Source organism: Cellulosilyticum lentocellum DSM 5427 (assembly GCF_000178835.2).
GTDB lineage: Bacteria > Bacillota > Clostridia > Lachnospirales > Cellulosilyticaceae > Cellulosilyticum > Cellulosilyticum lentocellum.
Genome location: NC_015275.1, coordinates 4,467,883 through 4,481,107 on the forward strand (window position 1 = coordinate 4,467,883; position 13,225 = coordinate 4,481,107).

General features: G+C 34.5%; 15 protein-coding genes. 2 read left to right on the forward strand and 13 right to left on the reverse strand.

All coding sequences use genetic code 11. From position 1 onward, the window contains the following. Nucleotides 1-64: 64 nt before the first annotated feature. Nucleotides 65-2,728: a M56 family metallopeptidase gene (locus CLOLE_RS22230; protein ID WP_013659005.1), complete on the reverse strand. Its 2,664-nt coding sequence runs from the start codon at nt 2,726-2,728 to the stop codon at nt 65-67. Between the two features lie 2 nt (nt 2,729-2,730). Continuing rightward, the gene (locus CLOLE_RS20330; protein ID WP_013659006.1) at nt 2,731-3,093 is read right to left on the reverse strand and encodes a BlaI/MecI/CopY family transcriptional regulator; all 363 of its coding nucleotides are present in this window, start codon (nt 3,091-3,093) and stop codon (nt 2,731-2,733) included. A gap of 268 nt (nt 3,094-3,361) precedes the next feature. Between CLOLE_RS20330 and CLOLE_RS20335 the strand changes: the two genes are divergently transcribed. Next, nucleotides 3,362-4,867, forward strand: coding sequence for a phytoene desaturase family protein (locus CLOLE_RS20335; protein ID WP_013659007.1), 1,506 nt, complete (start codon nt 3,362-3,364; stop codon nt 4,865-4,867). A gap of 18 nt (nt 4,868-4,885) precedes the next feature. On the opposite strand, the gene CLOLE_RS20340 is transcribed toward CLOLE_RS20335, so the two are convergent. The 7 genes from CLOLE_RS20340 to CLOLE_RS20365 all read right to left on the reverse strand — a co-directional run bounded on the left by CLOLE_RS20340 (nt 4,886) and on the right by CLOLE_RS20365 (nt 9,981). After that, nucleotides 4,886-6,412, reverse strand: coding sequence for a hypothetical protein (locus CLOLE_RS20340; RefSeq protein ID WP_013659008.1), 1,527 nt, complete (start codon nt 6,410-6,412; stop codon nt 4,886-4,888). Further along, on the reverse strand, nt 6,405-6,905 hold the full coding sequence (locus CLOLE_RS20345; protein WP_013659009.1) for a sigma-70 family RNA polymerase sigma factor: 501 nt from the start codon (nt 6,903-6,905) through the stop codon (nt 6,405-6,407). The genes CLOLE_RS20340 and CLOLE_RS20345 overlap by 8 nt, the downstream gene beginning before the upstream one ends. Before the next feature lie 315 nt (nt 6,906-7,220). After that, nucleotides 7,221-7,406 carry a hypothetical protein gene (locus CLOLE_RS20350; protein ID WP_242825755.1) on the reverse strand — a complete coding sequence of 62 codons (186 nt, stop codon included), beginning with the start codon at nt 7,404-7,406 and terminating at the stop codon, nt 7,221-7,223. Between the two features lie 2 nt (nt 7,407-7,408). After that, complete coding sequence (locus CLOLE_RS23870) at nt 7,409-7,537, reverse strand: hypothetical protein (RefSeq protein ID WP_270049147.1); 129 nt, start codon at nt 7,535-7,537, stop codon at nt 7,409-7,411. Nucleotides 7,538-7,661: 124 nt separating this feature from the next. After that, nucleotides 7,662-8,507, reverse strand: a complete 846-nt coding sequence (locus CLOLE_RS20355) for a MerR family transcriptional regulator (RefSeq protein WP_013659010.1) — start codon at nt 8,505-8,507, stop codon at nt 7,662-7,664. Nucleotides 8,508-8,518: 11 nt separating this feature from the next. Then, nucleotides 8,519-9,262 carry an ABC transporter permease gene (locus CLOLE_RS20360; RefSeq protein ID WP_013659011.1) on the reverse strand — a complete coding sequence of 248 codons (744 nt, stop codon included), beginning with the start codon at nt 9,260-9,262 and terminating at the stop codon, nt 8,519-8,521. Beyond that, a complete protein-coding gene (locus CLOLE_RS20365; RefSeq protein ID WP_013659012.1) occupies nt 9,259-9,981 on the reverse strand; it encodes an ABC transporter ATP-binding protein in 723 nt (240 codons plus the stop codon). The genes CLOLE_RS20360 and CLOLE_RS20365 overlap by 4 nt, the downstream gene beginning before the upstream one ends. 169 nt (nt 9,982-10,150) lie before the next feature. Here CLOLE_RS20365 and CLOLE_RS20370 point away from each other — a divergent pair, with 169 nt between their 5' ends. Then, complete coding sequence (locus CLOLE_RS20370; protein ID WP_013659013.1) at nt 10,151-10,942, forward strand: GNAT family N-acetyltransferase; 792 nt, start codon at nt 10,151-10,153, stop codon at nt 10,940-10,942. Nucleotides 10,943-11,273: 331 nt separating this feature from the next. Here the strand turns inward: CLOLE_RS20370 and CLOLE_RS23390 are convergent, their stop codons facing one another. The 4 genes from CLOLE_RS23390 to CLOLE_RS20385 form a co-directional block, all read right to left on the reverse strand. After that, nucleotides 11,274-11,411, reverse strand: a complete 138-nt coding sequence (locus CLOLE_RS23390) for a hypothetical protein (protein WP_013659014.1) — start codon at nt 11,409-11,411, stop codon at nt 11,274-11,276. 14 nt (nt 11,412-11,425) lie between these two features. Next, nucleotides 11,426-11,956, reverse strand: a complete 531-nt coding sequence (locus CLOLE_RS20375) for a hypothetical protein (protein WP_013659015.1) — start codon at nt 11,954-11,956, stop codon at nt 11,426-11,428. Between the two features lie 280 nt (nt 11,957-12,236). After that, nucleotides 12,237-12,581, reverse strand: coding sequence for a hypothetical protein (locus CLOLE_RS20380; protein WP_013659016.1), 345 nt, complete (start codon nt 12,579-12,581; stop codon nt 12,237-12,239). Beyond that, nucleotides 12,574-13,215, reverse strand: coding sequence for a hypothetical protein (locus tag CLOLE_RS20385; protein WP_013659017.1), 642 nt, complete (start codon nt 13,213-13,215; stop codon nt 12,574-12,576). Before CLOLE_RS20385 ends, CLOLE_RS20380 begins: the two co-directional genes overlap by 8 nt. Nucleotides 13,216-13,225 lie beyond the last annotated feature (10 nt).

Consider the following 13,225-nt stretch of genomic DNA (forward strand, 5'->3'; position numbering starts at 1 on the left):
ATCTCTTTTTCTGGTATCTTTTTGTTTCATTTCTATAACTAATTCTGTAGATTTATAAATCTGCTTATGAGAGGTACTGTTCACGAATGTTGGTTACATAACCACCCTGTGTTTGCACCCAAAACGGAGGAGTACTTCCTTCTTCATACCCACTGAGGTAGCTATAAAACTCATTTCTATCTGTGGTAGTATACTCATTTAACTCATCAGACTCTTTAGCTTTCTTCATAAAATGATACTGAGTATATTCATTGACTATAAATGTATCCAGGTAATGCTTAGGATTATAAATATAAAAGCCATTTGGCATATCCGCATCACTTAAATTCAGTTCGTTCATTCGTTCTTCCTGACTACTTGTAACCCACTCTGCTCTATCAAAATGAAATAGCTCTGTATCTAGCTGAAAATCTGATATATATCCAAAATGGATACTGACTGGTAACTGCTGAAAGTCACTAAGGGATGCATTTTCTATGAGTTCAATATCCTTATAGGTAAGCATCTGACCAAGCACCTTATTGGTGTATTTCAGTGCCACATTCTTCGTATCTACAAGCCAAGGCATTTCACCCTTATCATATGCCTCCTGCATACCCTCATAATACTCCATAAGGATAGTATCTACTTGTGGATCATCATAGTAAATGCTACCATTACCATCCATCCACCTTTCTACGCACCATATGCCACCACTTCCTTTTTTGGCTGGTTGAGATAATAAGAGTTTACAGGTTTCTCCTGTAGAAAGAGGAAATTTTACTAAGATATGTTCCCCTGAATAGGTTTCCTTAGGAAGCTTTCCACTTTTCTCAAGGAATTGTCTAAGAGCTACTTCTTGCCCTGATAATGTGTTTCCTAGATATCCAGACCTTAGTACTCCTAAATACTCTGGCCCTCCATTTTCAATACTAAAAACTAAAATAGGCTTTCCCATATCTCCATTTTCAGTAATCCAACCATCTATAGTATTCATACCTCCTGCCAGTAAGACATTACCAATATTATCTGGAAGCAAGCGATACTCAATAGCCCATAGTTCAATAGGGGCATTCGTTAAATGGGTAAAGGTAGCTATTTTATTTAATGCTGTTATTTTGCTATCTACAAGCTTAAATGTCGTATACTTAGAATAGCTTTCAAACATTTCAGCTACATACTGCTCTGCATATTCTTGGATAGGGGATGCCTCCATTTGTGGTGTTGGCCTCATCTCTTCTACTTCTTGCTTATTTGTGACCTCCTGTTGCTTCCCAAACACTTGATACTCCTTATGCTCTAAGCTACTTTCATAAACAATTTTAATGGTAGCGACTTCTACGCTAGTAAAAGTTAAATAAATTACTTCATCCTGGGTACCTGGTAGCATAGTAATGGCCCCAAACGACTGATTGTAACGTTCATCATTTTCATTAGGATAATAGCACGAAAAACTATTTTTTTGATAGGTAGCCATTAGCTCTTTGCTAACCTCCATTAAGTTTTTCTCCCCTGTAATGCAGCTATAAGCCTTTACGTCATTGCCTGCTGTATCTTCAAATCCCCATATGATCTGCTTTCCATCTGCTAGTGAAAATACAAAAACTTTATTATTCTTAAGAAGCTGGGTATCAAAGCTTTCAAACGCATAGGAGCATACAAGCTCTTCCTTTTTAAGATCATACACATAAACGCCACTAGCTTCAAAAATCACCTTATTTCTATCCGCATAGAGTATCCTAGGCATTTCTGAACCTATGATACTACTTTCAAACTTTGTTAAATCCACCTCTTTTGCAACTAACGCCGTGGAGAAAGTAATCGGATTCGTCAAAAGTCCCACACTTAATAGGAATATTCCTATTAAGATGATACTTACTACCCAAAAACTAGGTTTCTTATAACTTAATACATTTTTAACACGGCTTTTGGTACTGCCTTCCCCAAAGGCAAGAGGTATAAGTCCAGTATGCCTTTTCCCTACTGCAAAGGATAGTAATGAGGAAGAATATGCCTTTTTGACATCATTTCCTAGAGACTTAATGACTGCCTCATCACAAGACATCTCCATATCTTTCCCTGCCATAAAAAAAGCTGCCCATACAAGTGGATTAAACCAATGGATACACACCACTATAAAACTAATGAGCCTGATAATATGATCATATCTTTTAATGTGTATTTGTTCATGCAAAAGAATATAATGCTTTTCATCAGGCAAAAGTCCCTCTGGCAAATAAATCTTAGGATGAACGATACCTAACACAAAAGGAACCTCTAGCTGCTCTGTTATATAAATATTGTTTTCTTCATGTCGACTTGTTTCTAGCTTCCTCTTTAATTTAATAAGAGAGAATATTCCATACGCTAATAAGATTACCACGCCTACTCCCCAGACAATTAACCCACTAAAAGTCCATATCTGCATAGGGTTAACACTAGCTTCTATAGTAGCTACAGGTAAAGCATTATTAACGAGTTGATCCATATTATTAAGCCCAGTATGGATACTAGGTGTCTGCATATACAAAATCTCATGTGAGATAGGCTTTGTGTTTACAGGCATAAGGCTCATAATACTTTCTATAGAGAAGGGACAAATCAGACGAAATAGCACAATACTCCAAATAACATAGGTGAAAATTTTAGGTACTCTTTTAAGTAAAAGTCTAGTAATCATTACAAAGCAAATAACAAAGCTTGCTGTAAAACTCATATTAAGGATTTCTAAAAATAACCTTTCTAGCATTTTTATCCCTCCTCCTGTGCATCAATGAGCGTTCTTATTTCCTCTATTTCTTTTTCACTAAGCTTCTTTCGCCTTGTGAAGGCCGCTAAAAATTGTGGCAGAGAACCACCAAAAGATTCTTCTACAAACTGTTCTCCTTGGGCACCTAAAAACTCTTCCCTTTTCATCAATGCCCTTACCGTTCCATGACTATTTTCAAATATTTTACGTTCACACAAACGCTTTAGCATAGTATAAGTAGTCGTTCTCTTCCACATAAAGGCTTTCTCACATAACTGAGTTAACTCACGAGAGCTGATGGGTTCGTTATTCCATATTAAATCAGCAAACTTTTGCTCCATTTCACCTAATTTATAAGTTTCCATTAAAACACCCCTTTGACTAATGGTATTAGACTACATTTAGTCTAATACCATTAGTCAGGGAGGTCAATAGATTTAATCATAATTTTCTATATATATAGAATTAGATTGTAAAATTACATTTCAATGCATATATCTATGACTTGATTCGGATGGCAGTTAATACCTTTTTTAGTTTAAATTCATATCAATTGGGTAATAACTAGTTCCATATAAAATTAATGCATAAGATAACTAGTTGCATTATTCATCTGATTAGGGAGGTATTACCATGGCTGGGTGTCATATTATTATCATTGGCGGAGGTATAGGCGGTCTATGTTGTGGCCTCCACCTACTTCATGCAGGTTATCAGGTCTCACTTTATGAAAAATGCCCTCAGGTAGGTGGCGTTATTCAATCCATTCCTAGTGCACCAGGCTATGCTGATTATGATAGCTTTGCCTCCATTGGTATTCATCCTTATGCTTATCGTCAAATTTTCACTGATATTGGATTACACTGGCAAGATTATTTCTCTGAAATTCACTTAGATGAATTATACCGTGTGTTTTATGAAGATGGGTCTTCCTTTACATTTAAAAAAAATGAGATTTCTTATAAATATGATTTTGAGGCTTTTTATAATGAATCCTTTAGTGATTATAATACCTTTATCAATCAGTTTTATCAAAAGTATCTTACTGCTTATGCACTTATACTTTCTCAGCCTTTAACTCATATTAAAGATATGATGACTCCTCATAAGTTATCTGCTTTGATTAAACTTAATCCCCTAACTTCTGCTTCTTGTGCTATTAAACGTCGTTTTACTAGTCCTAAGCTTAGGGATTTCTTGCTATTTCAAAGTTACTATATGGGCTATCCAACTTCACAGATTTCTCAGCTTTATGCCACTATACCAGCCTGTACTCAGGCACTAGGTTTAACTCATATCAAAGGTGGTATGGGTGCTTATGTAAAGGCGCTTCAAAAAGCCTTCATAGACTGCAAAGGTCAACTTTATTGCAATGCACCTATTGAGCGCATTCTAACTGATCATGATAAGGCTTATAGTATCCTAACCACGTCAGGGCAAATGAAAAAAGCAGATATTGTGATTTCTAATGCTGATTATCACTTTACGATTACGAAATTACTAAATCGTTCTGCTAGATTGCATAAACCTCTTCTGTCTTTTCAGATGACCTGCTCTGTTTTTATGCTAAGACTTACACTTTCAATCAGCCTACCCATGCTTTCTACCCATAATATCTATCTCGTACAAGATATGGAAAATACTTTTTCAGCCGTTGGGAGTGGCACTATGCCTTTGAAATTTCCTATGTATATTTATTACCCTTCTTATATCGATGATACTTTTAATGTAAATGGGTCCACCACTTTAAATATCATGGTGCGTGTGCCTAATCTTTCTTTTAATGCTTCCTACTGGTCTCCTTTAACCATTGAACGGATGCGCTGTATCTGTCTCAAACATTTAGCTGATTTGTTAGAAATAAATAGTATCGCTCCTTATATTATCCACGAATCAATGAGTACCCCCAGAGATTTACAACAAAAATTTAATTGCTATCAAGGTGCTGCCTTTGGCCTTGCTCCTTCAATATTACAAAGTGCATGGCTACGTCCACAGCCTATTTGTCCTTTTGTTACAAATCTCTATTTTACTGGTACATCTATTCATCCAGGTAACGGTATTTCTATCGTTATGGAAGGTGCAAAGACAGTAAGTAACCTAATTCAAAGTAGTTATCCGCTAAACTTAAAGAAATAATTGTATAATTAATTTTTCTTATTCCTGACAATTAATTTCATTGTCATTGATAATGATTTTTTTAATATTATTAACATCAATAAATTCCTGTTTTTCATCACAATTTTCATAAGTTAATATATAGTACTCTGATTTACTACTGTCATCTTCTCCTAAAATTAGACCAACATTCTTTAGCTTAATCTCTTTATCTTGATTATCAATCAGTGTAATATCTAGCCAGTAACTATTAAAATAACCAGCAAACCTATTAGTTTTCTTATAAATTGTACGTTCTTTTACTTGAATACCTGTATTTGTTAAATACACCTCATCCACCATAACCTTATAATCTGTCTTATCCATTTGGATATTGGTTTCCCATTTCTTAACATTGCCCAGATCTATTTTAAACTCAGCTTCCCATGTGCTATCTACTAATACATCTTGTTTATCATAAACAATTTTGGTGGCTTCCAAATAGGGGATTTGTTCTGGGGTTATATTAGGAAAATAGCTTAATACCTCTCCATATACAATTTCATTTACACCATAATAATCAAATTCTTCTGCCTTATAGACTTGTCCTGTTCTTGTATCTACAAGCTCTGTAATTTCGCCCTCTGTATATGGTTCTACGTACTTCATATTTAATTTTTGTGACCTTATCTCTCTAGAGTCCCCAGATTGTATATAAGGTTTGTCACCTGTTATATGAATCGCAATCCCCTGAATATTTTGATTCTCTTTATATCTTTCATCACCTTTAATATTAATAACAGCAATACCTTTTAATAAAACTGAAGGATACTCCTCATCGATTACAGCTGTTTTTCCACCTTCGGTTCTTCGATTTAAGAGTTCCCTTAGCTCCATAGCTAATCCTCCTTTATCTTGGACCTCTTTTTCTATATTTTTTTCTACTGTACTGCCTATTTCTGTAACTTTAAAAGGCTTAAGAGGAATTTTTATTTCTTTTTCTATACTTTGTTTTTTCATAAGGTTTTCAGCTTTAATTTTAATAGGTGAATCACTAACTAAATCAGGGTTGTTAAATGTCTCAATGCAATAAGTAAGCTGTCTACCATCTGAAGAGAGTACCCCTTTAGATGATGGATGCCCAAATTTACGTCTTCCCATTACAAAGTTAATTCTTTGACATACTACATCCTTCGTCCATGGTTTATCTCCCAAATTTGTAAACTGAACAGTAGCAACTGCTCCATGTCCTTGATTAAGGACTTCTTTTACTTCCATTTTAACCTTTTGATTTTCATCATAAGCTTTTACATATTGTACTTCATCTATTACCTTTTTCATTTCTTCCTGCTCAAAAAACAAACCTAATCCTAATGTATAATCCATGGCCAGAATCGTACTTGAACAAATTAAAAGCATTAACATAGCTACTGAAACCTTTTTATACTTTATATAACGCCTGGATAAATACTTGCTTTCCTGCTTATCTTCACTGCATGCTAATCGAATATTTCTTTTCGCTTGGTCCGATAATCTTACTGGTTCTAAATATGTATCTACTTCTTTTTTAAACAATCTCTCATCCATATATACATTCCTCCTCAAAATCATCTTTGAGCTTTTTTCTTGCTCGGTTCAGTCTCATTTTTATACTACTTTCACTTATGCCAAGTATCTCTGCAATTTCATTTATTTTAAAGTCTTGATAGTAATATAGGAGAATAACTTCACGATATTTAATAGGTAAATCCATTACTTGTTTGAGTAACTCACTTTGGTTAATTTGATTAATCAATTCGTCCTCTAACGTATTACGCGTTTCAATCTTTTCAATTCCAATTTGTACTTTTCTAAACCAACTTGTCCTCACATAATTTTTGCAAATATTAATAGCAATGCTAGTGAGCCAAGTTTTCTCACTGGACTCTTTCCTAAATTCACTTATGTATCTATACGCCTTAATAAATACCTCTTGCACAGCATCTTCGGCTAATGCCCAATCCTTTAAATAGATATAGCATGTACGTGCAATGTAATCACCATATTGATTCATCATCTGCTCTAACTCATACTCTGTCATTGATTATTCTCCTCCTTTTCTACTTTTTAGACACATTAAGTTTTATAAAGGTCACATTTTATTCTGAAAATTTAATCGGTTACTTATAAAATCAAATTGAACAAAATAAAAAAGTGGACTAGCGTCCACATTTCTTCTGCTAGGGAATCCTAGGTTCCCTTCGGCGCTGACAAAGAGCGTGTCAGCTGAGCACTCTCCTTAATACGACAGAGGGGATTCCCCTCTGTGCTCCCCATAGCACCCTATTAATCTCTTTTACTAATTTCGTCTATTATTAATGTGTTTGAAATACACATCGTTTTTATTTAAGGGGTATTACTTTTCTAATATTTTTTCGATTTCTACTACATACATTATATGATAATCTCTTTCTGGATACCACTCATCTATAATATCCTTATCAATAAAACATTCTTCTTTTAATTCTTGTGCATACAGCTTTTTACATATTAGTGTTAATCTTGCTTCATCAAAATAGGGTACATCCTCATATTTTTTCACAGTTAAGTTTGTATTAGAAATAGAATCTCCTTTGTTGGCTCAATTAAATCTGGTACCATAATTACATTAAGGCCGGCACTGCTGGCTGAGCGAATACCATTTAAGGAGTCTTCTATTTGCCCTGAGCTCATTCCTTGAAATATCTTTTCTATCCCTATAGTAGACTTTTTCTCAAACGGCCTAAATAATTATCAAATAGTGTTTGTATTTTGTTTTGTAAATATAATTTACCCTATAGCTTTCTGCCTTTTTGTATCACTTCTGAATCTTTTTTACAGGAAACTGTATTTCAGTTAACCACTCTTCCGGTGTGTCTTTATTCCAAATACCATCAATATAAGACTCTCTTGGATAGCCTGCTATTTCAAATCCATTCTCCTCCATCCATGCTAAAATAGCTCCATAAGCTTTTGGAAAGTCTTCATAGGGTCCTTTATGCAAGGCACATGCAGCCATTTCTACTTTTTCAATGGTTTTAAAGGTAATCATCTCTGAGTCTTCTTTCATCTCAGTAACAGCTTCGCAAACCTCTACATCTATATTTTCCTCTCTATATTCACCATCATGATAAATATTAAAACAATATTCAGGCACTGCGCAAATGCAACCTAACCTCTCCATTTCACGTCCCATAGGAGGCACAATATTAAAAAGGGCATTGTAATTAGGAATAATCGTTCTCATAGAAGCTACAATGACCTCTGGCAATTCCTTAAGAATGACATTGTAAGACCTGTCCCCTCCCTTATGAATAAGATAATATTCCACCTGAGAAAGCTTCATATTTTCCTCTGCAATTCTTTTAATTAATTCGGCTTTTTTATTAAGAAGAAGCTCCTCTACGGACATTCCCTCTTGAACCTTCTTTATTTCCTCCAAGGAAAAACCCATCTGTCGAAGCGCTAATATTTCATGTAAAACAGGTAATTGATTAGAGGTATAATATCTATATCCATTCTCCTCATCAATATGTTCTGGATGTAAAAGACCTATATCATCATAATGCCTCAAGGTCTTAATAGTGACATGATTCATTTGAGAAAATAAGCCGATTTTATATAGAGTTGGCTCTACTTTTTCACATTGATTCTTCTCTTCCATCTTCTCTCCTCCTATTCCCATCTAAATTTTTTCACTGCAATGACACTACTTATGAGAGCAATGCCTAGCATTAAAAGAATCGGAAATGCTAAGTCACTTACAGGTGTTCCTAGAGAATAGCCTTTAAGTAGTTTAATGCCCTGGGTTAAAGGTAATACATTAGCTGTAGCTTGAAGAGGGCTAGGTAATACCTCATAAGGAATCGTTGCCCCAGATAAAAAGAGCATTGGGAAGTAAACTAAAGTGCACACTAGATTAGCTGTTTTTACTGTTGTACATAAACTTGCCATAAGCATGCCTAGCCCATACATAGCCACCATCACTAGCATATAGCTTCCTATAAATCCTAGGATAGAACCCTGAAGCTGATATTCAAATCCAAACTTCATCATTAGGTAAACTGCTACCGCGGAAACTAAGGCCGTTATCATATTAATGACTACCTGTACTAATAATATCACAGCTGGACTAACGGGTGTCACACAGTAGTGCTTTAATATTTTTTTGTCTCTATAATCTGCTAATGTAAGAGGAATTCCCATAAAAGCTGTAGCGCATATCCCCACAGTAATGAGGGCCGCAAAAGAGCCTTGCACAAAAGTATAATCTGCCCCCTCAAAAGCTGGTTTATCTCCACAAATCATCCCTATTAAAAGGGCAATCCCTACTGGCATTAATACACCAAAGAAAATACCATCGATTCCTCTAAGAGCTACACGCCCCTCTATTTTAAGTAATGTTAAAAATCTTTTCATGCTTCTACCTCCTCTCCCATATACCAAAGATAAGCTTCTTCTAGACATTCATAAGGACTACTTGCTATGACTTCCTTTACAGTACCACTGACTATTTCCTTTCCCTCTTGTAAAATGCAAATCCGGTCACAGAGTGCTTCTACCTCATCCATATAGTGAGAGGTAAGAAGAATGGTCACTCCTTTTCCCTTCAGTTCACGTAGTTTCTTCCATACTTCTCTTCTAGCTGCTGTATCTAAACCTGTTGTTAACTCATCTAGAAAAATAACCTCTGGTTTTGAGATAAGAGCCAGTAATACCGATAGTTTTTGCTTTTCTCCTCCAGATAAAGTAGACACGTATTGTTTTTTAAACTCACTTAATGAAAAAGCTTCTAGTAGCTGCTGATAATCTGCAGTGTCCTTATAAAGAGCAGCAGTCTCCTGGCAAAGCTCTTCTACCTTAATGCGGTCTTGGTAACAAGATTGTTGTAATTGAACACCCACTCTCTCAAAAAGCTGCTTTCTGGAGTTGGCCGCTTTCATACCTAGTACAGTAGCACTACCTCCTTCAAAGCTTTTAAGCCCTAGAATGCAATTAATCGTTGTAGATTTCCCTGCCCCATTATGCCCTAGAAGGCCAAAGACTTCCCCTTGGTTCACCTGAAAAGATAAACCGTCTACTGCAACCTTATTGCTATACTGCTTTCTTAGTCCATTCACTTCTATAATTGTATTCATTTGCTCTCCTTTCATAGTTGTATGACTTTGTAACTAAACTTACTTTACATACTCCTGTAAGGGTAGAGTCAATATCTTTTTATTTATTTTGAATTATATCTTATTATTTGACAACTATTAATGTTAGTGATACTATAGATGAAATTACTCAAAAAACGGGGGGATATCTATGATTCGTAAATTAGTAGAAGCAGACCGTACACAGACTTTAGCTTTTCTTAGCGCAGAGCCTGCTATTAATCTTTTTATGATTGGTGATATTGAACAAGATGGGTTTGATAAAGACTTTCAAGAGTTTTGGGGCGACTTTAATATTCTAGGTGAACTAGAAGGCATACTGGTTCGTTATAATGAATTTTATATTCCTTACTATAAAGCTCTTGACTTTAATCCATTACCATTTGTAGAAATTATTAAATCAGATGCAAACCATGTGGGTATTTCCGGAAAAGAAAGTGTTCTTAACTTATTTAAACCTTATTTTAATACCTATCACTACAAGAGTACTTACTTTTGTGAACTTAAAACAGCTGAACACCTTAAAGTTGTTAGTCTACCTATAAAAGTTGCCACTCCTGAGGATGCTACGCGTATCTGTGAACTATTAAATGAGATTGAAGAATTTAATGAATCTCCTTCTAAACCAGAATCATTAGAACGTGTTATTCGTTCTGGTGCCGGGCGTGTTTATTATACAGAAACGGAAGATGGCATTCTTAAAAACGTGGTACAAACTACTGCTGAAAACTCTATGTCTGCTATGATCATAGGCGTTGCTACACGTAAAGCTTATCGTCATCAAGGACTTATGTCTGCCTCACTTTCTAAGCTTTGCAGAGATCTTATTGAGAATGAATGTAAATCACTTTGCTTATTCTATGATAATCCAGAAGCAGGTAAAATTTATCACCGTCTCGGATTTGAATCTATCGATAAATGGACAATGCTCTTTAAAGCTTAAGGCTTTAAAGAGCATTGTTTAATTGTAGATATCTATTCTGTTAGTAATTTATTGATTAAGCATTACTTCTTTAGCTCTTCTTCTAATTCCTCTATTGATTGCACTGTAGCAAAGCGTTTATTCCAAACTTTATAGTTATAAAACAATGCCTTTATCTGCATACTTGAATGCCATTTCTAATATTTCACTCTTCAATTTCTAGTTACCTCCCTCTTAAGTTAATGGAGTCAATAAAATAAGCCTAGCTACAACTGCCTCTAATCTCTTAGAAATAGTGTGCTATGCTCTCTGGATAACTCGGCTTTCGGTTCCTTATGGCTCTATGCTCCTTTTAGCCTACGTCTTTAATGACCAGCTTTACAATTTGTTTACACTTAGAACACTTAATTGTCCCTACAATATACTGTGCATCTAATAGCTTTTGATTGCAGTGTGGGCATCTGATGATTTGTTCTTTTACTTGCCTCATATGCTCTCCCTCTCCTATTTGAGTTCTTCTTGCCAATAGGCCATACTTTCATCTTGCGTGGTTTGCTTTAAATCCGGTGTATAACCATACTTAGACTTATAGGTCTCATAGAATACTTTATCTGAACCTTTCAGCTCTAACCCTTGACTCACTTCTTGTTCAAGTTCTGCAATGCGTTCTTTGGCTTCTTCTGCAAAGGTCATTTGATAAATCATTTCATAGAGTTCTTTCGGCCCAATGATTCCTTCGCTACATAAAGAAAACTCAAGCAACAAGTCTTTATTAATCTCCCAAACTACTTTCTTCGCATTGTCCTGTGCCCATCTTTTAATGATGGTATTTTGAATAGCTATGTGCATAGGTACTTTGACTTTTTGGCTATACGCTTCTAATCGCTTATAAAATGTAGCGTCAAAACCTATGAACATTTTAATAGCTTTTATCATCATTTCATTGCGAGACATCCCTAATGCTTTAGCAGCTTCGTCCATAGCTTGTACAGATGGACAATCTTTGGTAAGGCGAATGTTGATTAAGTCGGACATTGTGGTCACCTCCTATTCTGTTAGTTTATAGTACTTACAAGATTAGTATTTGCAATCATGAATTATTTATACATACTTTTTATTTATTTTTGTATATCTCTTTTTTGGAGTTAGAAGTTTCTAGGCAAAAAGAAAACCCAGCAGAGACCAAACTTAATTGGTGTGCCGGGGAAATATGAATTTTTATTCTTAATTTTACTCTACTAAACAATAGATATAATAACTAGACTACCTATTATCTTATTTATCTCATTATAATTTCTTGTTAATTTTAATTATCTTAATTTTCAAATCTAACATCAATTACCGAATCATATAGTGGACAGTCATAATTAAGCATGATATCAATAATCCTATTCATATTAAATTCTGACATAGAATAACAATCACATCTGACAAATTGAGTTGTAATCATCAACTGGAATGACTCATTTCCTTTTTCAAAGTAATTTTGAGCATTATATTTCCAATCACTAAAGCCTTCTCTGAAATCATCAAGTATCTCTTTTGTTGGTAATAATTCCAAGCCTTTTACATATTCACCACTGGATAATAATGCATATATTTCTCTATTCTCTAAATGAGTATTTTTTTTACTTTTCCAGAAACTCAAATCCCTAGCCATTATGTTTCTCCATTTCTTTAAATTGACTTATACGTTCTTCTATGCCCTCAAATATACTTTTATTCTTTATTAATTCTTTTTTGTATTCACACATAATTCTATCATACGAGTTATCGTTTAACAACAATGATAACGCTAACAAGTTCCACTCTGGTCTTTTCAATGTATATGTACTCATACATACTTCATCATCTTTATTAATCAGCATAGTTTTATACTTCTGCATATTATTACACTTTTCCCAAAACTGATATGCAAAATTTTGAATGCACTCAGCGATATCTAAAGCCACTTCAGAAAGATTTGTAAATTCATTTACATAAAACCCATAAGTTTCTCCATTATTAATAAGGGTAGTCATATTGATATTTGAGGTTGCCCACCTACTATCATAGTTTTCACCTCTAATAAATGAAATACACTTATTTAATTTTTCATAGGAAAATCCAATTGCAATACTTATGTACACTTCATCTTTTCCTTTAATTTTTGTTTCTAATATAGAAATATGTTGAATACATTCTCCACATAAACGAATTAACATATGTTTCTTTTTCTTTTTAAATCCATCCTTTCCCAGAATAGAAAGCATTATTTTTTCAATTTCTATTACATTTCTTTGTGATCTATCCATTTTTCACCTT